This window comes from Ancylobacter sp. FA202 (assembly GCF_000380205.1).
Classification (GTDB): domain Bacteria; phylum Pseudomonadota; class Alphaproteobacteria; order Rhizobiales; family Xanthobacteraceae; genus Ancylobacter.
In genome coordinates, this window is sequence record NZ_KB904818.1 from 3561231 (window position 1) to 3585967 (window position 24737).

The following is a 24737-nucleotide window of genomic DNA, read 5'->3' on the forward strand; positions in this document are numbered from 1 at the left end:
CCATCAGGCCGGCCGATCGGGCAATGGCGCGGCACGGGTTGACGCTGCGCCCGCGCTGGTGTGTCTCAGCTTGAAACAGGTCTATTGAGGAGAAGCGCGCGATGGCGACGGCAGACGATGTGAAGGCGCGGCTGGCGCAGGTTTCCGCCCCCGACGGCCGTCCCGTGACCGAGGCCGGCGTGCTGTCCGACATCCTTGTTTCGGACGGCAAGGTCTACATGTCGATCACGGTCGATGCCGCGCAGGCGCAGGCCTGGGAGCCGGTGCGCGCCGCCGTGGAGCGCACCGTGCGCGGCACGCCGGGCGTGACCTCGGCGCTGGTGGCGCTCACCGCCGAGCGCAAGGCCGGCCTGCCCCCGGTCGCCTCGCACACGCCGGCGGCCGCGCGCGCGCCCGGCGGCCATTCCCATGCCGGCCATTCCCATGCGGGACACACCCATGCCCAGCCCCCGGCCGATCCGCAGAAGGAAGCGCCGGGCCTGCCGGGTGTCGGCGCCATCATCGCGGTGGCCTCGGGCAAGGGCGGGGTGGGCAAGTCGACGCTGGCGGCCAATCTGGCGCTAGGCCTCGCCGCCTCCGGGCTCAAGGTCGGCCTGCTCGACGCCGATATTTACGGCCCCTCCGTGCCGCGCCTGATGGGGCTGAAGGGGCGCCCCGAGGTGAACGGCCGGATGATCACCCCGATGCAGGCCTTCGGCCTCAAGGTGATGTCGATCGGCTTCCTCGTGGAGGAAGAGACGCCGATGATCTGGCGCGGGCCGATGGTGATGTCGGCGATCAGCCAGATGCTGAAGGAAGTGAACTGGGCGCCGCTCGACATTCTCGTCGTCGACATGCCGCCCGGCACCGGCGATGCGCAGCTGACCATGGCGCAGCAGGTGCCGCTGGCCGGCGCGGTGATCGTCTCCACCCCGCAGGACCTCGCGCTGATCGACGCGCGGCGCGGCATCGCCATGTTCCAGAAGGTGAATGTGCCGGTTCTCGGCGTGGTGGAGAACATGAGCTACTTCATGTGCCCGCACTGCGGCACACGCTCGGATATTTTCGGCCATGGCGGGGCGCGGCACGAGGCGCAGCGGCTCGGCGTGCCCTTCCTCGGCGAGGTGCCGCTGCAGATGTCGATCCGCGAGACGTCGGACGCCGGCCTGCCTGTGGTGGCGACCCGACCGGACAGCCCGGAGGCGGGCATCTACCGCGCCATCGCGCAATCGGTGCGCGATTCGCTCGCCGGCCGCCGTAGCACGGCCCGCGCCGCGCCGCGCATCGTCATGGAGGGGTGAGGGGGCATCTCCCCCGCCTTGCTGCCCCGTCCGGCCTATCGCTGCTGTGCCTCGAACGTGGCGAAGAGCGCCTCGATCTCGGCGAAGCCCATGGCCTCGTCGAGGAAATCGAACCGCCCCGCGCGCTGCATTGCCTGTGCCGCGCGGATCACCGCGCCATAGGCGAGCCGGGCGAGGCTGGAGCCGATGCTGATGCGCCGCACGCCGGCCTCGCTCAGTTCGTCGCGGGTGAAGCGCGTCTTGCCGATGCCGATGACGACATTCACCGGCCGGGACACCGACGCGCAGACCGTGCGCACCGCCGCGATATCCGGCAGGCCGGGGGCATAGAGCACATCGGCCCCCGCCGCCTCGAAGGCCTGCAGGCGGCGGATGGTGTCGTCGAGATCGGGCCGACCCCACAGGAAATTCTCCGCCCGCGCGGTGAGCACGAAATCGCCCGGCAGGCCCTGGCGCGCTTCCGCCGCCGCCGCGATGCGTTCCACCGCGAGGGTGAAATCGTAGATCGGCGCGTCGCGGCGGCCGGTATGGTCCTCCAGCGATCCGCCGGCCAGCCCAAGGGCGGCAGCCGTGCGGATGGTCTCGCCCGCGCTCTCGGGACTGTCGCCAAGGCCCATTTCGAGATCGGCCGACACTGGCAGCGGCGTCGCGGCGACGATGCTGGCGCAATGGGCGAACAGATCCGCGCGCGAGGTCGTCCCCTCCGCGACGCCGCGCGAGAAATCCATGCCGGCGCTGGTGGTGGCGAGAGCGGGATAGCCCATCGCGGCGAAGATGCGCGCCGTGCCGGCGTCCCACGGGTTGGGCAGGATGAAGGCGCCGGGCCCCTCATGCAGGGCGCGGAAGCGGGCGGCCTTGTCGTCCATGTGCAACGTCTCCCCGATGACCGGGAAAAGCTAGCGAGGGAACGCGAACAGAGCAAGAACATTTGCGCGCCGGCCCGTGCATCAGCCAAGCCGGTTGCCCTGCGCGGCGGGCTGTTGCAAACATCGCTCGCCCATTTGCGAGGGATGCCTGCCCATGAAGCGCCGCGACTTTCTCCGCACCGCCGCCATCGCCGCCCCCGCGAGCGCGCTGGCGGCGCCCGCTTTGGCGCAGGACGCGCCGCAGATCCGCTGGCGGCTCACCTCCTCGGTGCCGAAGGTGCTCGACGCGATCTTCGGCGCCAATGAGCTGGTGTCGAAATATGTGAGCGAGGTGACGCAGGGGCGGTTCGTCATCCAGAACTTCGCCGCCGGCGAGATCGTGCCCGGTCTGCAGGCGCTGGACGCGGTGCAGAACGGCACGGTCGAGATCGCGCAGACGCCGCTCTATTACTACACCGGCAAGGACCCGTCCTTCGCCTGCTTCACCACCATGCCGTTCGGGCTGAATGCGCGCATGCAGAACGCCTGGTTCTACCATGGTGGCGGGCGCGAATTGCAGGACGAGTTCCTCGCCAAATACAACCTCGTCGGCTTTCTCGGCGGCAATACCGGCACCCAGATGGGCGGCTGGTTCCGCAAGGAGGTGAAGGACCTCGCCGACTTCCGCGGCCTGAAGTTCCGCATCGGCGGCATTGCCGGGCAGGTGGTGGCCAAGCTCGGCGTGGTGCCGCAGCAGATCGCCCCCGGCGACATCTATGCCGCGCTGGAAAAGGGCACGATCGACGCCTGCGAATGGGTCGGGCCCTATGATGACGAGAAGCTCGGCTTCGTCCGGGTGGCGCCCTATTACTATTATCCCGGCTGGTGGGATGGCGGGCCGACGATGAATGTCGTGGTCAACCGCGACAAGTGGAACACCCTGCCCAAGAGCTACCAGGCCGCGTTCGAGGCGGCGGTGGCCTATGCCAATGCCGACATGCTGGCGAAATACGACGCCTTCAACCCGGCGGCGCTGCGCCGGCTGGTCGCGGCGGGTGCCCAGCTGCGCACCTTTCCGCAGGCTTTCCTCGACGCCTCCTGGCAGGCCTCGAACGAGCTGATCGCCGAGATCGGCGCCAAGAATGCCGGCTTCAAGAAGATCATGGACGCGCAGATCGCCTTCCGCAACGAGGAGTATCTGTGGTGGCAGGTTGGCGAATACCCCTATGACGGCTACATGATCCGCGCCCGCACGCGGGGGTAGGGGGCTTCTCCCTCTCCCCGTCGGGGAGAGGAAAGCAAAAAAACACAGAGGAAACGCCGATGCCGCATTCGCCTTCCCGCCGGGGCCTGATCAAGGGTGCCGGCCTCGCCACCGCCGCCGCCGCCGCCTCGACCTTGGCGGCGCCCGCCATCGCCCAGACCCTGCCCACCCTGCGCTGGCGAATGACGTCGAGCTATCCGAAATCGCTCGACACCATCTATGGCGCCGCCACCCTGCTGTCGAAATATGTCGGCGAGGCCACGGACGGGCGCTTCACCATCGACGTGTTCGCCCCCGGCGAGATCGTGCCCGGCCTGCAGGCGCTGGACGCGGTGCAGAACCGCACGGTGGAGGTCTGCCAGACCGCGCTCTATTACTATATCGGCAAGAACCCCGCCTATGCGCCCTTCACCACGCTGCCCTTCGGGCTGAACGCCCGGATGCAGACGGCGTGGCTCTACCATGGCGGCGGCAACGCGCTGCAGAACGCCTTCCTCGCCACGAGCAACGTCATCGGCTTCGCCGGCGGCAATACCGGGGCGCAGATGGGCGGCTGGTTCCGCAAGGAGATCAAGTCGCTCGCCGATTTGAAGGGGCTGAAGATGCGCATTCCCGGCATTGCCGGGCAGGTGCTGGCGCGGCTCGGCCTGGTGCCGCAGAACCTCGCCGGCGGCGACATCTATCCCGCGCTGGAGAAGGGCACGATCGACGCCGCCGAATTTGTCGGCCCGGTGGATGACGAGAAGCTCGGCTTCAACCGCGTGGCGCCGTTCTACTATTATCCCGGCTGGTGGGAGGGTGGCCCGACCATCCATTTCGTCGCCAATCTGCCGGCCTGGAACGAGCTGCCGCGCTCCTATCAGGCGGCGTTCGAGGCCGCCTCCGCCTATGCCAATTCCGACATGCTGGCGAAGTACGACGCCCGCAACCCGGCGGCGCTGCGCCGGCTGGTGGCCGGCGGGGCGCAGCTGCGCCCCTTCCCGCAGGAGGTGATGGACGCGGCGTACAAGGAGAACATCGCGCTGATGGCGGAGATTTCCGCCAAGAACCCGGAATTCAAGACCATCTACGAGTCGATGCTCGCCTTCCGCAACGAGGAATATCTGTGGTGGCAGGTCGGCGAATACCCTTATGACGGCTACATGATCCGTGCCCGCCAGAAGGGCTGAGGCTCAGCCGCCGGCGCGGGGCCCCTCGCAGGCGGCCTCGCGCGGCGCCGGCCGGGCGGCGGTGAGGGCGCGGGCGCTCATATGGTGGTGCATGGTGTAGAGCCCCGCCGCCATGATGAGCGCCATGCCGCCGATCGACACCAGATCCGGCATGTCGTGGAACACCACGGCCGAGAGGCCGACGGCGCAGACCACGGCGGCATAGCGGAACGGCGCCACCACCGAGATGTCGCCGGTCCGCATCGCCGCGATGGTGAGCATCTGGCCGATGATCAGCGAGACGCTGCCGCCGACGAGATAGGCCAGCGTCGTCGCATCAGGCGCGTGCCAGGTCTCGACCGAGCTGCCGGCAAAGCCGAAGCCCATGCCCACCACCGCCGTGCTGAAAGTGACGATAAGGGTCGGCACATGCGTGCCTATCCGCCCGGTGACGAAGTCGCGAAAGGCCATGAGCAGGGCGGCGCCCAGCGGCAGCAGCGCCATCGCGTCGAAGGCCGAGCTGCCGGGCTTGACGATCAGCGTCACGCCGAGGAAGCCGATGGCGACCGCCAGCCATTGCCGCCAGCTGATATGCGCGCCGAAGAACAGCACCGCCGCCGCCATGGTGGCGAGCGGAGTGACCTGCAGGATGGCGGTGGAATCGGCGATCGACATCACCGAGATCGAGGTGATGAACAGCAGCGCCACGCAGGCCTCGGTGACGGAGCGCAGCAGCACCCGCCGGTCCATCATGTAGCGCAGCGAGGGAAGCAGCCCCATCCAGCCCAGCACGGCGAGCAGCAGCAGCGCCGCCAGAGCGCCGCGCATCGCCAGGATCTGCGAGGGTGGGATATGGGCCAGCGCCAGCTTGGAGAAGGCGTCATTGGTCGAGAAGATCGACGAGCCGGCGATCATCAGCAGAATGCCGCGCTTGGCGCTGGGGGCGTGCATGAAACGGGGTCCGAAGGCGGGAACGCCTTAAAAGTCGTTCAAAGGCGGCGCAAACGCGGCCATCGCGCCGGCGCCGGGGAAAATGTGCCCTCAAAGGAGAGCGCGGTTCAGCATTCCTCGCAGGCGAGCGCGTCGGCTGCGACCAGCCCGCCGGTGCGCCGTTCCAGCGCCTGCGAGGCGACGCACAGGCCGAGCGCGCCGACCGCCAGCGCCGCGCCCACCCAGGGCAGGTCGGCATAGCCGATGCCGACCGTGATCGCCGCCCCGCCGATCCAGGCGCCGGCGGCATTGCCGAGATTGAACGCGCCCTGATTGAGCGTGGAGGCGAGGTTGGGCGCCCCCTCCGCCGCGTCGACGACCCGCATCTGGATCGGCGGCACCACGGCGAACACCAGAATGCCCCAGATGAAGACGGTGGCCACGGTAGCGGCGGCCGAGGCGCTGAGGAACACGAAGGCCACCAGAATGGCGGCCAGCCCGACAAAGCTCGCCATCAGCGAGGGCATTAGCCGCCAGTCGGCCAGCTTGCCGCCCAAGAGATTGCCGATGGTGATTCCCACCCCGAACAGCAGCAGCACATAGGTGACGGCGTGCGGGGTGAAGCCGGTCACGTCGCGCAGCAGCGGCGCGATATAGGTGAACACCGAGAACAGGCTGGCCGAGGCCAGCACGCTCATCAGCATGGTGAGGATGACCTGCGGGCGCTTCAGCACCGCGAATTCGCGCAGGATGTTGCCCGAGGCATGGGGAATGTCGCGCGGCACCCACAGCGCGATGGCGCTGACCGCGAGGATGCCGATCAGCACCACCGCCCAGAAGGTGGAGCGCCAGCCCGCGGCCTGGCCCAGCGCGGTGCCGAGCGGCACGCCCAGCACATTGGCCAGCGTCAGCCCGGCGAACATCAGCGCGATGGCGCTGGCGCGCTGGTTGGGCGGCACCAGATTGGCCGCCACGACAGCGCCGATGCCGAAAAAGGCACCATGGCAGAAGGCGGTGACGACGCGGGCCGCCATGAGGAACCAATAGTCCGGCGCGATGGCGCAGAGGAAATTGCCCAGCACGAACATGCTGGCAAGGCCGATCAGCGTGCCCTTGCGGGGCAGGGAATTGGTGATGACGGCGACGATCGGCGCGCCGACCACCACCCCCAGCGCATAGCCGGTGACGAGAAGCCCGGCAGCGGGGATGGTGACGCCGAGGTCGGCGGCGACCTCCGGCAGCAGGCCCATGATGACGAATTCGGTCGTGCCAATGCCGAAGGAGGCCATGGCCAGGGCCAACAGCGGAAGCTGCATCGCGGAACGCTCTATGATCGAAAAAGGGTGTGTTGGCTGCTGTTTAGCAGCGTGATTCATATGATCATATGCACGTTGTATTGCAGCGCAGCAACACGGCGGAGCGCGCGGCAGCCATGCGGCACGCTCGCAGGAGCCGCCCGGCTCAGCCGCCGGTGACGCTCATATGGCGGCGCACGGAGGGGGCGCGGCCGGGGCGGTCGATGACGAAATCATGCCCCTTGGGCTTGCGGAAGATCGCGTCGTCGAGCACGGCGTGCAGCTTCTCGTCGCTCTCGGAGGCGCGCAGGGGGGCGCGCAGATCCGCCGCGTCCTCCTGGCCGAGGCACATATAGAGCGTGCCGGTGCAGGTGACGCGGACCCGGTTGCAGCCCTCGCAGAAATTATGCGTCAGCGGGGTGATGAAGCCGAGTCGGCCGCCGGTTTCGCGGATGCTGACATAACGCGCCGGGCCGCCGGTGCGGAACGGAATGTCCTCCAGCGTCCACTGTCGGGCGAGGCGCTCGCGCACGGTGGACAGCGGCAGATACTGGTCGGCGCGCTCCGCCCCGGTCTCGCCGAGCGGCATCACCTCGATCAGCGACACGTCCATGGCGCGGCCATGCGCCCATTGGATCAAATCGGGGATCTCATGCTCGTTCTCGCCGGCGAGCGCGACGGCGTTCAGCTTCACATGGATGCCGGCTTCCTGAGCCGCGTCGATGCCGGCGAGCACCTTGCCGAGGTCGCCCCAGCGGGTCAGCGCCCGGAAACGGTCGGGGTCGAGCGTGTCGAGCGAGACATTGATGCGCTTGACGCCGCAATCGGCGAGTTCGCGGGCGAAGCGGGCGAGCTGCGAGCCATTGGTGGTGAGCGTCAGCTCTTCCAGCGCACCCGAATCGAGATGCCGGCCGAGCGAGCGGAACAGGGTCATCACGTCGCGGCGCACCAGCGGCTCGCCGCCGGTGAGGCGCAGTTTCTTCACGCCGCGGGCGACGAAGGCGGAGCAGAGGCGGTCGAGTTCTTCCAGCGTCAGCAGTTCGGGCTTGGGCAGGAACGTCATATGTTCCGCCATGCAGTAGACGCAGCGAAAGTCGCAGCGGTCCGTCACCGAAACCCTGAGATAGGTGACGGCGCGGCCGAACGTGTCGACCAGCGGCGCGCGTGGGGCGCCGAACTGGATACGGTCGATGACGGCTTCGCTGGTGCTCACGCAGTCGCTCCCGCGCCGATGGGCGCTGTTCTTCTTCCATTTCTAAGGCTCGGCGCCCCGTCTGCCAAGGCGCAGGGGCCTATCGGCCGATAGCCTAACCCATTCGTGACAGTGGCTTTGCCCAAACGCCCCGAAAGCTCCGGCGCTTGGCGAAAGCGCGCTGCCTGTCTATGTGGGAAGGAACGAGAAGAGAGGAAGACGCCCGTGACCGATGCCGCTGGCACATTCTGGCCGACCGAAATCAAGGTGCACAAGGATCGCCGTGCGCTGACCATCGCCTTCGAGGGCGGGGCGAGCTACATCATCCCGGCCGAGCTGCTGCGGGTGGAGAGCCCTTCCGCCGAGGTGCAGGGCCATTCGCCGGCCGACCGCCAGCTGGTGGCGGGCAAGCGCGAGGTGCGGATCGAGGAGGCTATACCGGTCGGCAATTACGCCGTGCGGCTGATTTTCGACGACGGCCATTCCACCGGCATCTTCACCTGGGACCTGCTGCACGAACTGGGCCGCGACCAGGACACGCGCTTCAAGCGCTATCTGCAAGAACTGGCGGCCAAGAACCTTTCGCGCGATGCCCCCGGCGCGGTGCGCCGGCACTGAGGCAACCGCGCCGTGCGCCGGCATTGAGGGCGATCCCGGAGCGGCCTTCCGGCCGTCCGGGATGACGCCCTGGCGTCAGTTCAGCACCACCACCTGGGTGCCGACGCGGACGCGGTCATAGAGGTCGGTCACGTCGTCATTGGTCATGCGGAAGCAGCCGGACGACACCGCCTGGCCGATCGTCTCCGGCTCGTTGGAGCCGTGGATGCGGTAGAGCGTCGAACCCAGATACATGGCGCGGGCGCCGAGCGGGTTGTCGATGCCGCCGGGCATGTAGCGCGGCAGGTCGGGGCGGCGCTGCAGCATCTGCGGCGGCGGGGTCCAGCCCGGCCATTCGGCCTTGCGGGTAATGGTCTTGACGCCGCCCCAGCGGAAGCCGTCGCGGCCGACGCCGATGCCGTATTTCACCGCCGTGCCATTGTCCTGCACCAGATAGAGCCGGCGCTCGGCGGTGTTCACCACGATGGTGCCGGGCTTGTACTTGCCGGTATAGGGCACGACCTGCCGGCGGATCGAGGAATATCCCTTCACCGGCCCGTTGCCGAAATTGGAAGGGCGCGGGAAGAAGCTGAAGAAGGAGGGCGTGCTCGCGCTCTGCGCCATGGCCGGCGCGCTGCCGGCGAGAATCGCGGCGCCCAGCGCCAGGGCAGCCAGTGTCTTAAGTCGCATCGTAAGCCCCATGAAATGGCCCGTTCCGTCACCCGTGGCGGATGGAAGCCCTCGCCCGGCGGCAAAGCGCGGGCGCGGGTGCCACAGTATGCGGCGAAAATCGGAGCATTGCCTAGCAGCGCGCGAATACGGGCAAATTTGCCCGGCGCTATGGCACGAATGCCACAGGTTGCCCCGTTACTTCGCCGGCGCGCCGAAGATGAGCGCGCTGACCGGGCGGCCGAAGAAGTTCGCCCCGGCCTGTGTGAAGTGCGAGGGGTCATGCTGCAGCGGCACGCCGTCCACCGTCAGCGGGCAGTCGGTGCCGCCACAGGCGGCGTCGAACACCGAGATGTAGGTGACATCCGGGTTGCCGGCGAAATGCGCCCGCAGCCGCTCATCGTGCAGGCGGGCGCTGGGGAGAAGGTCGTCGCCCGCCCCGGTATTGCCGTCGCCGGCGATGAGGCGGCGGGCGAGCAGCTTCGGCACCGCGTCGCGGTAGAGCGGCACAGGGCCGACCACCACCACGCGGATGCCCTCGCGGGCGAAGCCCTCAAGCGCCGCGTCCAGTTCCGGCGAGGGCGTGCCCAGTCCGCCGAGCACCAGGATGTCCGGCTTGTTGGCGTGTACCCAGTCGCGGGCGAAGGCGTTCATCGCCGCGCAATAGGGCAGGCGGGAGCCTTCGGCTTCCAGCACCGGCGGGCAGGCGGCGCCGGTGATCTGGCCAACCGCATAGCCGCGCGCCTCGCCCTCCGCGATGATCGCGGTGATGAAATGGGCGATATGGCTGTTGCCCCATACCAGCACCGAGGGGTGGGTGGTGGGCAGGCATTCCGGCTTGATGGCGAGTTCGGCCTGGAAGAAGGGGGTAAAGCACACGCCCTGCCGGAACACCGGGTCGGCGTTGTAGAAGGCATAGGCGGCGAGGCGCCGCACCTCGGGGTCGAGCCGCTGAGGCAGGCCGCGCGTGGCGATGGCGGTCTGCGCGAAGGCGGCCAGCGCCAGCGTGCCCGCCACCGTGGCACCGACCAGCACCTTCGGGGTGAACAGGCGACGGTTGACGCGCACCGGCTGCTCGATGAACCGCCAGGAGAGAAAGGCCAGCAGCACCGACAGCGCCACTCCGCCGAGGAGAAAGGGCAGCGGCGCCACCGGGCCCAGCCACTCCCGGCCGAGCGAGGCGATGGGCCAGTGGACGAGATAGAGCGAATAGGAAATGAGGCCGAAGAACACCATCACCCGGCTGCCCAGCAGCCGGGTCGGCAGGCTCGGCCCGGCCTCGCCGCCCCAGATTACCAGCGCCGTGCCCAGGCAGGGAATGAGCGCCAGCAGCCCGGGAAAGGGCGAGGCGGAGCTGAGCCCGACCATGCCGCCCAGGATCAAGGCGCAGCCGCCCGTTCCCGCCGCCACGCGCACCGCCCGCCGCTCGGCAAAGCGCAGGCCGGGCAGCGCCAGCGCTGCGCCGATCAGCATTTCGAAGGCGCGGAAGGGCAGCAGGAAATAGGCGGCGGCGGGGTCGCGCGTCACCATGAACTGGCTGGCGGCCAGCGAGGCGAGCAACAGCGCCGGCACGCTCCAGAGGATCGCTCGCCGGCCGAAGCGCTGCAGAACGAGGATGAGCGCCGGGAACAGGAAATAGAACTGCTCCTCCACCCCCAGCGACCAGTAATGCAGCAGTGGCATTTCCTGCGCCGCCGGGCCGAAATAGTCGGTGCGCTGGAAGAAGAAGATGTTGCCGACGGCGAACACCGACCACAGCACCGAGCGGCCGAAGATCATCATCTGATAAGGCAGCAGGATGAGCGCGGCGAAGGCGGCGGTGAGGGCGGTGACGACCAGGAAAGCCGGCGCGATGCGGCGGATGCGCCGTTCATAGAAGCCGAACAGCGAGAAGCGGCCGGCCTCGACATCGGCATAGATCGATTTGGAAATCAGGAAGCCGGAAATGACGAAGAACACGTCGACGCCGACAAACCCGCCCGGCAGCCACGTCGCACCGAAATGATAGAGGACGACGCCGAGGACGGCGACGGCGCGCAGGCCGTCAATATGGGCGCGATAGCGCAGGGGATGATGCACGGCAGACCGCAGGCTGGGTGAGGCAGGCGAGGGGGGCAAGGCGGGCCTCATTATGAACGCTCTGGCGGCGCGTGGGCATGCCTCGCGCGCGCCTGTCCCCTGCCGCACGCCCACTTAGGCCGCGAGTGTGGCTGTGCGGCCATAGGGCCGCCGGTTCCCGCTCTCACTGCGCCGGCGGCGTTGGGGCCGGAGCGGGCGCATTGGCGAAGATCAGTGCGCCGAGCCGGTCGCCGAAATAGGAGACGCCCTCGCGGGTGAAATGGGTGGGGTCGAACTGCAGCGGCGCGCCGTCGACCATCATCGGGCAGTTCCTGTCCGGGCACAGGCCGAGAAGCGAGACGAACTCGACATCCGGATTGCCGGCGAAATGCGCCGCCATCAGCCGGTCGGCGCGGCCCGTGGCCTCGGTGAGGTCGTCATCGGCGAGGCGGCTCGGCGCATTGCGGTACATGCGTTCGGCCAGGATTTCCGGTGCCGGGCGCCTGTAGTGCGGCACCGGGCCGAGCAGGATGACCCGGATGCCGGCGCCATGCAGCCGGGCGAGGTCGGCGTCGAGCTGGCGGAAATGCTCCTCCGAAACCAGCGTGTCGCCGCCGATGACCACGATGGACGGCCGGTGCTCCAGCAGCCAGTCGAAGGCGAATCGGTTCAGCCGGTCGCACATGGCGGCGAAGTTCGACTGCACCAGCGGCGGGCAGGCGGCGGCGGTCATCTGGCCCACCGCATAGCCATGCGCCTTGGCGATCGGCTCCAGCGCGCCGATGAACTGCGCCACATGGCTGCTGCCCCACAGGACGAGGCTGGGATGGGCGTCTGGCAGGCATTCCGGCGCCGGCTGGTCCTTCGGGCGGTTGCCGTTGATGAAGCAGGTGCCGTCGCGCACCACCTCGCGGAAGGGATAGCGGGTGAAGGCGAGAACGCGCTGGATCTCCGGGGCGAGCCGCCCGGGAAAGCCGCGCGTGTCCGAGGCCGCCATGCCGAAGGCGATGAGCAGCACCGCGCCCGCCGCCGTGCCGCCATAGACCAGCCCGCGCCCGAACAGTCGGCGGTTCTGCCGCACCGGCTGTTCCACGAAGCGCCAGGACAGCCAGCCGAGCAGGGTGGAGAGCGCCAGCCCGCCGAGGAGGAAGGCCAGCGCCGGCAGGTTCGGCAGCAGGGCGCGGGCGAACACCACGATCGGCCAGTGGACGAGATAGAGCGAATAGGAAATGGCGCCGAAGAACACGAGCGGGCGCAGGCCGAGCAGCCGGGCCGGCAGGTTCTCCGTCCGCTCCCCGCCCCAGATGGCGAGAGCCGCGCCAAGGCAGGGCACCAGCGCGAGCACGCCGGGAAAGGGCGCGTGCTCGGTGATGAACACCATGCCGCCGAGGATAAGCGCGAGCCCCGCCGCCATCGCCGCGCCGCCGGCCCGGGAGTTTTCGGTAAAGCGCAGGCCCGGCAGGGCGAGGCCGGCGCCGATCAAGAGCTCGAAGGCGCGGAAGGGCAGCAGATAGAACGCCGCCGCCGGGTTGAACGGGCGGATGATCTCGCAGGCGAGGAGCGAGACCACGAGCAGGCCGAGCACCAGCTTCGCCCTCGCCCTGGGGGCAAACCGCGCGATGAGCAGGATCAGCCCCGGGAACAGGAAATAGAACTGCTCCTCCACCCCCAGCGACCAATAATGCAGCAGCGGCGTCTCTTCCGCCGAGGGGCCGAAATAGTCGGTCCGCAGGTAGAAATAGACATTGCCGAAGGCCAGCACCGCCCAGATGAGCGAGCGGCCATAGGTCATCAGCTGGTTGGGGAAGAAGATCAGGAAGGCGGCAAGGCTGGTGGCCGCCGTCACCACGAAGAAGGCCGGCGCGATGCGCCGCATCCGCCGCTCATAGAAGCCGAGGATGGAGAAGCTGCCGGCATCGACATCGGCATAGAGCGACTTGGCGATGAGGAAGCCGGAAATGACGAAGAACACGTCGACGCCGATGAAGCCGCCCGGCAGCCAGTGCGCGCCGAAATGGAACAGCACCACGCCGAGCACGGCAATGGCGCGCAGGCCGTCAATATGGGCGCGATAGCGCAGGGGATTATGCACGGGCCGCAGGCTCTTTCAGGCAGGGGGACATCAGGGGCGCGGGCCGCGCGCGGGGCATCAGAACAGGCTGCCCTGGCGGGGCGACGCTTCCGGGGAAGCCGCGGGCGAATCAGGCGAGGGTGGCGGCGCGGGGGCGGGCGGCGGGTCCTCCTTCGCCGGCCCGCGCGCGACGATGACGAGGCGATCGTCGGGCAGCGGGCGCTGCAGGGCGCGCGCCTCGCTCCACGGGGCGTTCAGCCAGACCTCGCGCTCCTCACGGCTGGTGAGAATCACCGGCATCGCCTTGGGGTGGATCGGCTCGACGACGCCATTGGGCGCGCAGGTGAGAAAGCCGAACAGCTCGTGCTGGCCCTCCACCGGCGCGGCCTTGGTGCCGCGCGTGCCGTTCCAGCGCGTCCACAGCCCGGCGAAGAAGGCGAGGGGGCGCTCCTCGTTCAGCGCGAACCAAACCACGTCCTTGCGGCCGGTGGCGGGGTTGGGCAGCGGCGCGTATTCGGAAAAGCTGGTGAACGGCACCAGGCAGCGATGCGCCGGCCCGCTCCAGGCGCGCCAGTGCGGCGAGGCTAGGTTGCGGATATTCGTCACCGGCGGCCCGGCGACCGAGGGCGGCGAGGGCATGCCCCAGCGCGCCAGCGCCAGTTCACGCAGGCCGTCTTCCCCGGTGCGGACGATCGGGGCGGGGAAATCCGGGAAGATGCCGGTCTGCGGCGGCAGATTGCCGGCGAGATTGCGCAGCGTGCCGACGAGATCGGTGATCGCGCGCAGATTGGAGTGATGGCTGTAGAGGTTGCACATGGGCGGCCCTGCTGGCCGGCTCCCGGCCTGTCGCGTCCCTGAAGCGAGAGCGACGATGGTGGGCGATGCAGGGATTGAACCTGCGACCCCTCCCGTGTGAAGGGAGTGCTCTCCCGCTGAGCTAATCGCCCGTCGGCCCCGCCGGATATGTCCGGGGCCAGCGCCATCGCGGCGGGATGTAGTGTGTCCGCGGCCCGGGTGTCAAGCGGGCTTGCGACGCTACCCACGGGAGAGAAGGCGCTCCACCGTCTCCACCAGCAGGTCGTAATGGCCGATAAAGGCGTCGCCGCCCAGTTCCTCGGCCGGAATCTCGGTGTAGCCGAAGGGCACGACGATCGAGGGAATGCGGGCATTCTTCGCCGTGAGAACATCGGTCATGCTGTCGCCGACCATGATGGCACGCGTGGCCACGCCGCCGGCGCGCTCGACCGTGCCGAGCAGATGGCCGGCATCGGGCTTGTAGACCGGAAACGTGTCCGAGCCGGCGATGACGGCGAAGCGGTCGGTCAGGTCGAGCCGGTCGAGCAGCAGGCGCGAGAGATATTCCAGCTTGTTGGTGCACACGGCCAGCACATGGCCACGGGCGGAAAGCTCATCCAGCGCGTCCAGCAGGCCGGGATAGGGCCGCGAGAGATCGGCGATATGGGCGGCGTAATGGTCGAGGAAGCGGGCATAGAGCTTCTCGAATTCCGGCGGTTCGACACTGATGCCGGCGGCGGTGAGGCCGCGATTGACCAGCGCCTTGGCGCCGGCGCCGATCATCTTGCGGGTGTCGTCGCGCGGCAGGCGGGCGGCGCCGGCCTCGTCGAGCACGATGTCGAGCGTGTCGAGCAGGTCGGGGGCGGTGTCGACGAGCGTGCCGTCGAGGTCGAAGGCGATCACGGCGGGAGGCGAGGAGGGCATGACAATTTCCGTGGATGGTGACGGGAAAAGCGGGCCGCCCGTCGCCGCGAGACGAGCCGTCCGCTCTAGGCCTACAATCCTGCCGCTTTTGCTGTCCAGCCTGCCGCGTCCATCGGGCGCATGCGGGCGCGGCCGGCGGCGCGCGGAAGATGGGCGAGGCACAGGATGTCCCGGTTATGAGGATGACGATGCAGAACTGGCGTGTGGCGGTGGTGGCGGCGGCCTTCGGGCTTGGCGTGCTGGCGGGCGGTGGCGCGCTGGCGCAGGAGACGAAGCCGGGCGACGCGAAGCCGACCGAGGCGCCCTCGGCCACCGCGCCGGCGGCTCCCACTGAGGCGGCTCCCGGCGACGGGCCCTACGTGTTTGCCGCGCCCCCGGCCGCCCAGGCCAACCGGCTTTATTCGGTGAATGTGCGGACCGGCGAGGTGAATGCCTGCCAGTTCGAGCGCCCCGAGGGCAGCCTTGTCGGCGTCACGCGCTGCTTCCGCCGCGACGCGAGCGCGCAGGGCGGCGCGCCGGGCCGCTACGACATCATGTCGACCCGCTATTCCGGCGAGACCGGCATTTTTCGCGTCGATGCCGGCACCGGCCAGATGAGCGTCTGCTATGTCCGCGACATGCCCAAGGACGGCGGCGGCGTCGAGCCGGCGGTGGTCTGCACCCCACCTTCCAGCCAATGATCGCCGGGGAGGCGCGAGCCGGCGGGCTTGTCGGCGCGCGCCAACGGCGCTACGCACGAGATGAAGATTAAGAAGTCCTAAAAACGAGGGCCCCGCGACGCTCATGACCGACGCTGACAACCTCAAGAGACAAGCCGCCGCGCAGGCGCTCGAATATGTCCGCTCGGGCATGAAGCTTGGCCTCGGCACCGGCTCGACCGCCAAGCATCTGGTCGATCTGCTCGCCGTGCGGGTGAATGAGGGGCTGGAGGTGGTCGGCGTGCCGACCTCCGAGGCCACCCGCGCCCAGGCCGAGAGCCTCGGCGTCCCGCTCGGCACGCTGGACGAGCACCCGGTGCTCGATTTGTGCATCGACGGCGCCGACGAGGTCGGCCCGGACCTCACCCTGATCAAGGGCGGCGGCGGCGCGCTGCTGCGCGAGAAGATCGTCGCCTCGGCGGCCAGGCAGATGATCGTCATCGCCGATGCCTCGAAGAAGGTGGCGGTGCTCGGCACCTTTCCGCTGCCGATCGAGGTGGTGGATTTCGGTGTCGCCGCCATCCGCCGGGGCATTGATCGCGCCGCCCGCAATGCGGGCTGCCACGGGCTGCTGACGCTGCGCCGCCGGCCGGACGGTCATGTTTTCGTCACCGATCAGGGACACCTGATTCTCGATGCCGCTTATGGCAGCATCACCAACCCGACCGCGCTTGCCGCCGAGCTCTCGAATGTGCCGGGCGTGGTCGAGCACGGCCTTTTCATCAATCTGGCGAGCCGCGTCATTCTCGCGGGCGCCGGCGGCGTGACGGTCATCGACCGCGCGTGAGCAGTTCGTCAGGAGACTTTCATGCAGCTTGATATTGCCGCACCGCGCGCCGCCCGGCGGGTCGCGCCGTTCACGGCGGCGGTGATGGGGCTCGCCCTGTTCGTCGGCGGCGCCCCGGCGCTGGCGCAGGACACCGCCCCCTTCCAGCTCGCCCAGGCCACTGCGCCAAAGGCGCCCGAGCCCACCGCCGAGCAGATGAAGCTCGCCAATGAGCTGCTCGTCGCCAATGGCGAGGCCAGCAGCTTCGACGCGGTGATCCCCAATGTCGTGGACCAGACGGCGGCCAGCTTCGTGCAGTCCAATCCGGACCTGATTCGCGACCTGCGCGAGGTCGCCAAGCAGCTCTCCACCCAATATGAGAGCCGCCGCACCGAGATCGTGCAGATCCTCGCCAGGATCTACGCCACCGAGTTCACCACCCAGGAACTGCGCGACCTTCTGGCGTTCTACCGCTCGGAGGCCGGCAAGAAGCTGGTCGCCAAGCGCGAGGATCTGCTCAAGGCCGGCTTCAGCAGCATCCAGGCCTGGAGCGCGGGCTTCGCACGCGAGATGGAAGTGCGGGTGCGCGAGGAAATGAAGAAGCGCGGCTTCACCATCTGATCACGTCGCCCCTCAACGACAAATGCCCGGCTCGCGCCGGGCATTTTCGTTTTGGAGTGCGGTTCGCCTCAATCCTCGTCCGATCCCACCGGGGCCTTGCGGCCGGTGAGGATGTAGAACAGCAGCGGCCCGAACAAAGCGAGGGCCGAGAGGGCGTAAAGCGTCAGCGCCACCGGGCTCTGGAATAGCACCAGCGGATCGCCGACGCTGATCGCCAGCGCCCGGCGCAGCTGCTGCTCGGCCAGCGGGCCGAGGATGAGGCCGACCACCACAGGCGCGATCGGGTAGTCGTAGCGCCGCAGCACATAGCCCAGCAGGCCGAAGATCAGCAGCATGCCGAGCTCGATCAGCGAGGGGTTGGCGCCCAGCGTACCCAGCGTCGCGAAAACCAGGATGCCGCCATAGAGCCAGGGGCGCGGAATCGCCAGCAGGCGGACCCATAGCCCGACCAGCGGCAGGTTCAGCACCAGCAGCATGCCATTGGCGATGAACAGGCTGGCGATGAGGCCCCAGACGAGATCCGGATTGGTGGCGAATAGCAGCGGGCCGGGGTTCATGCCGTATTGCTGGAAGCCGGCGAGCATGATGGCCGCCGTGGCCGAGGTCGGCAGGCCGAGGGTGAGGAGGGGCACCAGCACGCCGGCCGCCGCCGCATTGTTCGCCGCCTCCGGTCCGGCGACGCCCTCGATGGCGCCATTGCCGAACTCGCCCGGCTTCTTGCACAGCCGCTTTTCCAGCGCATAGGACAGGAAGGTGGGAATCTCAGCCCCGCCCGCCGGCATGGCGCCGATCGGGAAGCCCAGAAACGTGCCGCGCAGCCACGGCTTCCAGGAGCGCTTCCAGTCCTCGCGGTTCATGAACACCGACCCCTTGACCGGCTCGATGATCTCGTCGGCCCGCGCCCCCGCCGCCACCACCGACAGCGTCTCGCCAATGGCGAACAGGGCGACGGCCAGCGTCGTCACTTCCACGCCGTCGAGCAGGTCCGGCACGCTGAAGGAGAGCCGTGCCTGCCCGCTCTGCAGGTCGATGCCGATCAGGCCGAGCGAGAGGCCGAGGAACAGGCTGGTGAGCCCGCGCGTGACCGAGGAGCCGAAGGCCGCCGACACGGTGGTGAAGGCGAGCACCATCAGCGCGAAATAATCTTCCGGGCCGAAGGAGATGGCGATGTCGACCACGGTCGGGGCGATGAGCGCCAGGCCGATGGTGGCGATGGTGCCGGCGACGAAGGAGCCGATGGCGGCGGTGGCGAGCGCCGGCCCGCCGCGCCCGGCGCGGGCCATCTTGTTGCCCTCCAGCGCCGTGACGATGGAGGCACTTTCTCCCGGCGTGTTGAGCAGGATGGAGGCGGTGGAGCCGCCATACATGCCGCCATAATAGATGCCGGCGAACATGATGAGCGAGCCGGCCGGGTCGAGCTTGAAGGTGATCGGCAGCAGCAGCGCGACGGTCAGCGCCGGGCCGATGCCGGGCAGCACGCCCACCGCCGTGCCGAGCATGACGCCGACGAACGCAAACAAGAGGTTTATCGGCTGGAGGGCGACCATCACCCCGGAGCCGAGGGCGGCAAACGTGTCCATGGGAGCGTCCTCAGATCAGCCGTTCAAGCGGGCCGGCCGGCAACGCCAGCTGCAGCCCCTTGGCGAACACCACATAGATGACGAAGCACATCACCGCGCCGACAAGGAAATGCCCCCACACCGGCCCGCGTCCAAAACCCTTGGCGGTGGCGGCGAACAGCCAGCCGGTGGCGATGGCGAAGCCGGCGCCGAAGGCCAGCAGCACGATCTGGCCGATCAGCCCTCCCAGCACCCAGGCCATCGGGCCGATCTCGTCGCGCGGGCGATCCTGCGCGCCCTCGCGGACCGCCTCGACCGCATTGGCCAGCGCCAGCAAGGCCAGGCCGGCGGAAATGATGGCGGGAAACGCCCCCGGCCCGACGGCCGAATAGGTGTTGATCCCGGACAGCCGCCACGCATCCCAGCCGACCACGAGCGACAGGAGGGCAAGGGCGAAGGCGATGACGAAGCGGCCCTTGTCGGGGCCGGCGGTGGAGGTGGGACGGGAATCGCTCATCGGCGGGGCTCCGGGGTGTCGGAACGAAAGACTCCCCCGCGGCAGGCCGCGAGGGAGTCTCGGGTTCGGTCGGAAAAGGCTGCGTCCCTTACTGGGCGAGGCCGATATCCTTCAGGATGGTCTGGGTGGCGGCGATGTCCTTGGCCAGCTGGGCGTCGAACGCCTCGCCGGAGAGGTAGGTGTTGGCCCAGCCCTTCTGCGCCAGCATCTCGGTCCAGGCCTTGGACTTGACCATCTTCTCGATGGTCTGGCTGAGTTCCTGCTTCTGCGCCGGGGTGATGCCCGGGGCGGCGGCGATCATGCGCCAGTTCTGGATTTCCACGTCGACGCCGGCTTCCTTGAAGGTCGGCACGTCGGGGGCTTCCGGCAGGCGGGCGGCGCTGGACACGCCGAGGATGCGCAGCTTGCCGGCCTTCGCCTGCGCGTCGAATTCCGACAGGCTGGAAATGCCGACCGTGACCTTGCCGCCGAGGATGGAGGCGAGCGATTCGCCGCCGCCCGAGAAGGCGATGTAGTTCACCTTGCGCGGATCGACGCCGATCGCCTTGGTGAACAGCCCGGCGGTGATGTGGTCGGTGCCGCCGGCCGAGCCGCCGGCCCAGGACACTTTCTGCGGGTCCGCCTTCAGCGCCGCGACCAGATCGGCCAGCGACTTGAGCGGCGAGGCCGCCGGCACGGCGATGGCCTCGTACTCGCCGGTGAGGCGGGCGATCGGCGTCACCATGGACAGGTTGACCGGCGACTTGTTGGTGATAATGGCGCCGACCATGACATAGCCGCCGACGATCATCACATTGGGATCGCCCTTGCTGGAATTGACGAACTGGGCGAGGCCGATGGTGCCGCCGGCGCCGGGCACGTTCAGCACCTGCACATTGCCGACCAGCTTGTCGGACTGCAGCACATGCTGGATCGAGCGGGCCGTCTGGTCCCAGCCGCCGCCGGGCGCGGCCGGGGCAATGATCTTCAGTTCGTTGATCTCGGCATAGGCGGCACCGAGAGGTGCGGCGGCGATTGCGGCGGCGAGCAGCGCCCCGCTGACGAGATGTTTCATGGTTTCCTCCAAGGAACAGGGCGACGGCACGTTGACGCTGGCCGCCGCTTGCAACGCGGTGAACGAAGCTAAAGCGGCAGGCCCCCCGCTGTCGAGTTCCCCGGAAGGATGAGAGCTTTCGTGGCCGGTATCGGCAGACCGGATTCGCACGCCAGCCATGCGGGCGCTTGACGGGGGCGCCGTGCGGGGCGACATGCGAGGCACCAGCGCAGCGCGGAGAGCCTCACATGGACCAGTTCGACGTCGACCTGTTCGTCATCGGCGGCGGCTCGGGGGGCGTGCGCGCCGCCCGCATCGCGGCGGGCCATGGGGCCAAGGTGATGCTCGCCGAGGAATACCGGCTCGGCGGCACCTGCGTGATCCGCGGCTGCGTGCCCAAGAAGCTGTTCGTCTACGCCGCCCGCTTCGCCCATGAATTCGAGGACGCCGCCGGCTTCGGCTGGAGCGTCGACAACGTCCGGTTCGACTGGGCGACGCTGGTCGCCAACAAGGACAAGGAAATCGCCCGGCTGGAGGGCGCCTATCGCGCCAATCTCAACCGTGCCGGCGTCGAGATCGTCGCCCAGCGCGCCTCCATCGAGGGGCCGCACGCGGTGCGCCTGGCCGATGGCACGCAGGTGACGGCCCGCACCATCCTCATCGCCACCGGCGGCCGCCCCAATCGCGGGCTGGACTTTCCCGGCTGCGAGCTGGGCATCTCCTCGAACGAGATTTTTCACCTCGAACGCTTCCCCGACCGCATCATCATCCAGGGCGCCGGCTATATCGCGCTGGAATTCGCTAGTCTGCTGGCCGGGCTCGGGTCGAAAGTCACGGTCATCCATCGCGGCGACAAGCTGCTGCGTGGCTTCGACGAGGATATCCGCGCCCGCATCGTCGACGAGATGGCGCAGAACGGGGTGGAGTTCGCCTTCAACGTCACCATCGAGGGCATCTATGATGAGGGCAGCGAGAAGCGCGTGCGGCTGAATGACGGGCGCGACCTGTTCGCCGACGAGGTGATGCTGGCGATCGGCCGGGTGCCGAACACGATCGGGCTCGGCCTCGACACGGTGGAGGTGCATCTCGACGAGGCCGGCGCCATCGCGGTGGACGGGCTCTCGCGCACCAACATCCCCTCCATCTATGCGGTGGGCGACGTGACCAACCGGGTGAACCTGACCCCGGTCGCCATCCGCGAGGGCCATGCCTTCGCCGACACGGTGTTCGGCAAGCGGCCCTGGCAGGTGAGCTATGACAACATCCCGACCGCGGTGTTCACCGAGCCGGAGATCGGCACGGTGGGGCTGACCGAGCAGGACGCACGGGCGCAGGGCCGGCGGCTCGACATCTACCAGACCGATTTCCGCCCGCTGAAGGCGACGCTCTCGGGCCGCACCTCGCGGGTGTTCATGAAGATCGTCGTCGACCAGGCCAACGACAGGGTGCTCGGTGTCCACCTGATCGGCGAGGGCTCGGGTGAAATGGTGCAGATGGCGGCGATCGCGATGAATGTCGGCGCCACCAAGGCCGATTTCGACCGCACAATGGCGCTGCACCCCTCCAGCGCCGAGGAGCTGGTGACGCTGCGCTCCAAGCACACCACCAGCGACCCGCTGCCCGAAGCTTCCACCGAGGCGACGCCGGCGCTTTAGGCCGGGACTCGTGTACCTCACGGCCCCTCATCTCCGGGCTTGACCCGGGGACCCAGCCACGATGCCGGGTGGCGCGACGTCTGGGTGGCCGGGTCAAGCCCGGCCATGAGGGAAGGGGCTTATGTGGCCGCGAAGCCGGGGGACCGGGCAGGGTGCTGACCCGCATCCTTCGAGGCCCGGCCGCTGGCCGGGCACCTCAGGATGACGGTGTAGGGGGAGAGGAGGCACAAGGGCGCGCACGGCATCCCTGACCTTGCGGCGGTGCACTGGCGCGGCGGGGATGCTTGGGTGTATAAGGCCCGCCTTTCCGCCGGGGAGGAGCCCTGGCGACGTGTTGAGCTTGTTGGAGGCCGTCATGTCTGATCGCTGGACGCCGGATAGCTGGAGGGCCTTGCCCGTTCAGCAGGTGCCGGATTATCCGGACGCCGCAGCTTTGGCTGCGGTGGAGCGTCAGCTGGCCTCGTTTCCGCCGCTGGTTTTCGCCGGTGAAGCGCGCCGCCTGAAGCGCGAACTGGCCAAGGTGGCGAAGGGCGAGGCCTTCCTGCTGCAGGGCGGCGACTGCGCCGAGAGCTTCGCCGAGCATTCGGCCGACAACATCCGCGATTTCTTCCGCGTCTTCCTGCAGATGGCGGTGGTGCTGACCTATGCCGGCGCCTCCCCCGTGGTGAAGGTCGGCCGCATCGCCGGCCAGTTCGCCAAGCCGCGCTCGGCGCCGATGGAAACCGTGAACGGGGTGGAACTGCCCTCCTATCGCGGCGACATCGTCAACGACATCGAGTTCACGCCGGAAGGGCGCATTCCCGATCCGCGCCGCCAGCTGGAGGCGTACCGCCAGTCTGCGGCGACGCTGAACCTGCTGCGCGCCTTCGCCAATGGCGGCTATGCCAGCCTCGGCAACGCGCATCAGTGGATGCTCGGCTTCATCAAGGATAGCCCGCAGTCCGGCCGCTACCAGGCGCTGGCCGACCGCATCACCGAGGCGCTCGACTTCATGCGCGCCATCGGCCTCGATGCGGAAAACCACCCGGAGATGCGCTCGACCGAGTTCTTCACCTCGCATGAGGCGCTGCTGCTCGGCTTCGAGCAGGCGCTGACGCGGGTGGATTCGACCACGGGCGACTGGTACGCCACCTCCGGCCACATGATCTGGATCGGCGACCGCACCCGCCAGGCCGACCACGCGCATATGGAATATTGCCGTGGCGTGAAGAACCCGCTCGGGCTGAAGTGCGGCCCGTCGCTGAAGCCGGATGACCTGATCCGCCTCATCGACACGCTGAACCCGCAGAACGAGGCCGGCCGCCTCACCCTGATCGCCCGCTTCGGCGCCGACAAGGTGGGCGACCATCTCCCCGCTCTGGTCCGCGCGGTGAAGCGCGAGGGCCGCACCGTGGTGTGGTCGTGCGACCCGATGCACGGCAACACCATCAAGGCGGCGTCGGGCTACAAGACCCGGCCTTTCGACCAGATCCTCAAGGAGGTGAAGGACTTCTTCGCCGTCCACGCGGCCGAGGGCACCTTCGCCGGCGGCGTGCATCTGGAAATGACCGGCAAGAACGTCACCGAATGCACCGGCGGCGCCCGCGCCATCACCGATGCCGATCTCAAGGACCGCTACCACACCTATTGCGACCCGCGCCTCAACGCCGAGCAGGCCATCGAGATGGCCTTCCTCGTCGCCGAACTGCTGAAGCAGGAGCGCTCGGGCCGGGTGCGCCCGGTGATCGAAGCCGCCGAGTGAGGCCGGCATGCCGGGCGCGGCCCTGAGGGCCCGGGCCGGCGCCGGACGGAATGAGACACACCGCGGCCTCCAAAGGTCGCGGTGTTTTCATATGGGGTGTCTTCACCTCGCGGTGTTTTCAAAAAGGGGAATGGCGTGCCGCAGCTTGAGACCGGACGTCATGTCGTCGTCGAAAGCGAAAATGTGCGCGTCGTCCGCACTGACGGCACCCGCACCGACGTGGTGTTCGTCACCTTCGAGCCGCATGTGCTCAACAAGGATCCGCAGCGGCAGGCCTTTGCCGAGAAGTTCCTGCGCGACAACGGTTTCACCGCCTACCATTTCTTCGCCAACGACAATTTCTGGTTCCAATACCCCGAAATGGAGGAGGTGCTGGCGACGGTGCGGGCCGACATCGCCCCCGGCGTCGAGGTGGTCGCCTATGCCGTGAGCATGGGCGCGTATGCCGCCATCCGCTTCGCTGGCCGGCTCGGCGTGTCGCGCATCCTCGCCTTCTCACCGCAATACAGCATCGACCCGAAGAAAGTGCCGTGGGACCGGCGGTGGGACGGGCTGTTCGACCGCCCGCGCCAGATCCTGTGGGAGCACCTGATGGCGCCGCGCGGCGTGCCGGTCTACCTGTTCTACGACCCGCACAACCGCGACCGCCGGCATGTGCGGCTCTATGAGCGGGTGGCCGATGTGGTGCGGGTGCGCGTGCCCTATGCCGGCCATGGCTCGATCACCGTGCTGATGCAGACCGGGCTGCTGGGAAAGGTGGTGCTCGCTGTCGGCGAGAACCGTTTCGACGCCGCCGGCTTCCAGCGGGAACTGGCCACCCGTCTCGACGGGTCGGCGCTCTACCGCGACAAGCGCGCCCGCAAGCGTGGCCGGCTGTTGCGCCGCATCATCGCCGACATCGTCGATCGCTTCGGGCTCTGACGCCAGCGTCACGCGGCCTCCAGGGGCACGTGGCCGGGGTGCCGCCTTTCAGCAGCAATTGCGCAATCCTGGGAAATTGTGATTGTCCGGTGACGGTGCCTCTGGCTAGTTTGCCCTTCGCAGGGAAGGTCGCCGGCCGGCGGCCAGCGGAGCAGCTT

Annotated in this window: 22 protein-coding genes and 1 tRNA gene; 10 read left to right on the top strand and 13 right to left on the bottom strand. The window is 68.5% G+C overall.

All coding sequences use genetic code 11. The features are described from left to right. The first annotated feature begins 101 nt into the window (after window positions 1–101). A complete protein-coding gene (locus A3M1_RS0116285) occupies window positions 102–1280 on the top strand; it encodes an Mrp/NBP35 family ATP-binding protein (RefSeq protein WP_018390057.1) in 1179 nt (392 codons plus the stop codon). Between the two features lie 35 nt (window positions 1281–1315). Here A3M1_RS0116285 and A3M1_RS0116290 read toward each other — a convergent pair whose 3' ends face one another. Further along, window positions 1316–2146, bottom strand: a complete 831-nt coding sequence (locus tag A3M1_RS0116290; protein ID WP_018390058.1) for an isocitrate lyase/phosphoenolpyruvate mutase family protein — start codon at window positions 2144–2146, stop codon at window positions 1316–1318. 154 nt (window positions 2147–2300) lie between these two features. Here A3M1_RS0116290 and A3M1_RS0116295 point away from each other — a divergent pair, with 154 nt between their 5' ends. Then, window positions 2301–3389, top strand: a complete 1089-nt coding sequence (locus A3M1_RS0116295; RefSeq protein ID WP_018390059.1) for a TRAP transporter substrate-binding protein — start codon at window positions 2301–2303, stop codon at window positions 3387–3389. Window positions 3390–3448: 59 nt separating this feature from the next. Further along, complete coding sequence (locus A3M1_RS0116300) at window positions 3449–4558, top strand: TRAP transporter substrate-binding protein (RefSeq protein WP_018390060.1); 1110 nt, start codon at window positions 3449–3451, stop codon at window positions 4556–4558. A 3-nt stretch (window positions 4559–4561) separates the two neighbouring features. Here the strand turns inward: A3M1_RS0116300 and A3M1_RS0116305 are convergent, their stop codons facing one another. From A3M1_RS0116305 to moaA, 3 genes are all read right to left on the bottom strand, one after another. After that, window positions 4562–5488 (bottom strand): DMT family transporter, encoded by a 927-nt coding sequence (locus A3M1_RS0116305; RefSeq protein ID WP_018390061.1) that lies wholly within the window; start codon window positions 5486–5488, stop codon window positions 4562–4564. A gap of 107 nt (window positions 5489–5595) precedes the next feature. Further along, a complete protein-coding gene (locus A3M1_RS0116310) occupies window positions 5596–6783 on the bottom strand; it encodes an MFS transporter (protein WP_018390062.1) in 1188 nt (395 codons plus the stop codon). A gap of 145 nt (window positions 6784–6928) precedes the next feature. Further along, window positions 6929–7975: a GTP 3',8-cyclase MoaA gene (moaA, locus tag A3M1_RS0116315; protein WP_018390063.1), complete on the bottom strand. Its 1047-nt coding sequence runs from the start codon at window positions 7973–7975 to the stop codon at window positions 6929–6931. Between the two features lie 204 nt (window positions 7976–8179). Between moaA and A3M1_RS0116320 the strand changes: the two genes are divergently transcribed. Then, window positions 8180–8572, top strand: a complete 393-nt coding sequence (locus A3M1_RS0116320; protein WP_018390064.1) for a gamma-butyrobetaine hydroxylase-like domain-containing protein — start codon at window positions 8180–8182, stop codon at window positions 8570–8572. 75 nt (window positions 8573–8647) lie between these two features. On the opposite strand, the gene A3M1_RS0116325 is transcribed toward A3M1_RS0116320, so the two are convergent. From A3M1_RS0116325 to A3M1_RS0116350, 6 genes are all read right to left on the bottom strand, one after another. Beyond that, the gene (locus A3M1_RS0116325; RefSeq protein WP_018390065.1) at window positions 8648–9253 is read right to left on the bottom strand and encodes a L,D-transpeptidase; all 606 of its coding nucleotides are present in this window, start codon (window positions 9251–9253) and stop codon (window positions 8648–8650) included. 165 nt (window positions 9254–9418) lie between these two features. Beyond that, window positions 9419–11338 (bottom strand): acyltransferase family protein, encoded by a 1920-nt coding sequence (locus A3M1_RS0116330; protein WP_245261710.1) that lies wholly within the window; start codon window positions 11336–11338, stop codon window positions 9419–9421. 124 nt (window positions 11339–11462) lie between these two features. Further along, window positions 11463–13370 carry an acyltransferase family protein gene (locus tag A3M1_RS0116335; RefSeq protein WP_018390067.1) on the bottom strand — a complete coding sequence of 636 codons (1908 nt, stop codon included), beginning with the start codon at window positions 13368–13370 and terminating at the stop codon, window positions 11463–11465. Window positions 13371–13427: 57 nt separating this feature from the next. Then, window positions 13428–14165 (bottom strand): SOS response-associated peptidase, encoded by a 738-nt coding sequence (locus A3M1_RS0116340; protein ID WP_018390068.1) that lies wholly within the window; start codon window positions 14163–14165, stop codon window positions 13428–13430. A 56-nt stretch (window positions 14166–14221) separates the two neighbouring features. Then, window positions 14222–14296: transfer RNA gene (locus A3M1_RS0116345), tRNA-Val, on the bottom strand. 88 nt (window positions 14297–14384) lie between these two features. Further along, window positions 14385–15068: an HAD-IA family hydrolase gene (locus A3M1_RS0116350; protein ID WP_018390069.1), complete on the bottom strand. Its 684-nt coding sequence runs from the start codon at window positions 15066–15068 to the stop codon at window positions 14385–14387. 188 nt (window positions 15069–15256) lie between these two features. Between A3M1_RS0116350 and A3M1_RS0116355 the strand changes: the two genes are divergently transcribed. From A3M1_RS0116355 to A3M1_RS0116365, 3 genes are all read left to right on the top strand, one after another. Further along, entirely contained in the window at window positions 15257–15748 is a 492-nt protein-coding gene (locus tag A3M1_RS0116355; protein ID WP_245261711.1) for a hypothetical protein, read from the top strand. A 103-nt stretch (window positions 15749–15851) separates the two neighbouring features. After that, window positions 15852–16553: a ribose-5-phosphate isomerase RpiA gene (gene rpiA / locus A3M1_RS0116360; protein WP_018390071.1), complete on the top strand. Its 702-nt coding sequence runs from the start codon at window positions 15852–15854 to the stop codon at window positions 16551–16553. A gap of 21 nt (window positions 16554–16574) precedes the next feature. After that, window positions 16575–17153: a DUF2059 domain-containing protein gene (locus A3M1_RS0116365; RefSeq protein WP_018390072.1), complete on the top strand. Its 579-nt coding sequence runs from the start codon at window positions 16575–16577 to the stop codon at window positions 17151–17153. Window positions 17154–17221: 68 nt separating this feature from the next. On the opposite strand, the gene A3M1_RS0116370 is transcribed toward A3M1_RS0116365, so the two are convergent. The 3 genes from A3M1_RS0116370 to A3M1_RS0116380 form a co-directional block, all read right to left on the bottom strand. Next, window positions 17222–18733, bottom strand: coding sequence for a tripartite tricarboxylate transporter permease (locus A3M1_RS0116370; RefSeq protein WP_018390073.1), 1512 nt, complete (start codon window positions 18731–18733; stop codon window positions 17222–17224). Window positions 18734–18743: 10 nt separating this feature from the next. Beyond that, complete coding sequence (locus A3M1_RS0116375) at window positions 18744–19229, bottom strand: tripartite tricarboxylate transporter TctB family protein (RefSeq protein WP_018390074.1); 486 nt, start codon at window positions 19227–19229, stop codon at window positions 18744–18746. An 88-nt stretch (window positions 19230–19317) separates the two neighbouring features. Further along, window positions 19318–20283, bottom strand: coding sequence for a tripartite tricarboxylate transporter substrate binding protein (locus A3M1_RS0116380; protein ID WP_018390075.1), 966 nt, complete (start codon window positions 20281–20283; stop codon window positions 19318–19320). Between the two features lie 227 nt (window positions 20284–20510). Here A3M1_RS0116380 and gor point away from each other — a divergent pair, with 227 nt between their 5' ends. The 3 genes from gor (at window position 20511) to A3M1_RS0116395 (ending at window position 24579) form a co-directional block, all read left to right on the top strand. Then, window positions 20511–21917: a glutathione-disulfide reductase gene (gene gor / locus A3M1_RS0116385; RefSeq protein WP_018390076.1), complete on the top strand. Its 1407-nt coding sequence runs from the start codon at window positions 20511–20513 to the stop codon at window positions 21915–21917. A 355-nt stretch (window positions 21918–22272) separates the two neighbouring features. Next, a complete protein-coding gene (locus tag A3M1_RS0116390; RefSeq protein WP_026221348.1) occupies window positions 22273–23658 on the top strand; it encodes a class II 3-deoxy-7-phosphoheptulonate synthase in 1386 nt (461 codons plus the stop codon). 135 nt (window positions 23659–23793) lie between these two features. Then, window positions 23794–24579, top strand: coding sequence for an alpha/beta hydrolase (locus A3M1_RS0116395; protein ID WP_018390078.1), 786 nt, complete (start codon window positions 23794–23796; stop codon window positions 24577–24579). Window positions 24580–24737 lie beyond the last annotated feature (158 nt).

Coding starts and splice junctions, on each gene's coding strand:
- A3M1_RS0116325 (WP_018390065.1), bottom strand. CDS start 9,253: ATGGGGCTTACGATGCGACTTAAGACACTGGCTGCCCTGGCGCTGGGC.
- A3M1_RS0116370 (WP_018390073.1), bottom strand. CDS start 18,733: ATGGACACGTTTGCCGCCCTCGGCTCCGGGGTGATGGTCGCCCTCCAG.
- A3M1_RS0116305 (WP_018390061.1), bottom strand. CDS start 5,488: ATGCACGCCCCCAGCGCCAAGCGCGGCATTCTGCTGATGATCGCCGGC.
- A3M1_RS0116285 (WP_018390057.1), top strand. CDS start 102: ATGGCGACGGCAGACGATGTGAAGGCGCGGCTGGCGCAGGTTTCCGCC.
- A3M1_RS0116290 (WP_018390058.1), bottom strand. CDS start 2,146: ATGGACGACAAGGCCGCCCGCTTCCGCGCCCTGCATGAGGGGCCCGGC.
- A3M1_RS0116340 (WP_018390068.1), bottom strand. CDS start 14,165: ATGTGCAACCTCTACAGCCATCACTCCAATCTGCGCGCGATCACCGAT.
- gor (WP_018390076.1), top strand. CDS start 20,511: ATGGACCAGTTCGACGTCGACCTGTTCGTCATCGGCGGCGGCTCGGGG.
- A3M1_RS0116350 (WP_018390069.1), bottom strand. CDS start 15,068: ATGCCCTCCTCGCCTCCCGCCGTGATCGCCTTCGACCTCGACGGCACG.
- A3M1_RS0116380 (WP_018390075.1), bottom strand. CDS start 20,283: ATGAAACATCTCGTCAGCGGGGCGCTGCTCGCCGCCGCAATCGCCGCC.
- A3M1_RS0116355 (WP_245261711.1), top strand. CDS start 15,257: ATGCAGAACTGGCGTGTGGCGGTGGTGGCGGCGGCCTTCGGGCTTGGC.
- A3M1_RS0116300 (WP_018390060.1), top strand. CDS start 3,449: ATGCCGCATTCGCCTTCCCGCCGGGGCCTGATCAAGGGTGCCGGCCTC.
- A3M1_RS0116310 (WP_018390062.1), bottom strand. CDS start 6,783: ATGCAGCTTCCGCTGTTGGCCCTGGCCATGGCCTCCTTCGGCATTGGC.
- A3M1_RS0116365 (WP_018390072.1), top strand. CDS start 16,575: ATGCAGCTTGATATTGCCGCACCGCGCGCCGCCCGGCGGGTCGCGCCG.
- A3M1_RS0116390 (WP_026221348.1), top strand. CDS start 22,273: ATGTCTGATCGCTGGACGCCGGATAGCTGGAGGGCCTTGCCCGTTCAG.
- A3M1_RS0116295 (WP_018390059.1), top strand. CDS start 2,301: ATGAAGCGCCGCGACTTTCTCCGCACCGCCGCCATCGCCGCCCCCGCG.
- A3M1_RS0116375 (WP_018390074.1), bottom strand. CDS start 19,229: ATGAGCGATTCCCGTCCCACCTCCACCGCCGGCCCCGACAAGGGCCGC.
- rpiA (WP_018390071.1), top strand. CDS start 15,852: ATGACCGACGCTGACAACCTCAAGAGACAAGCCGCCGCGCAGGCGCTC.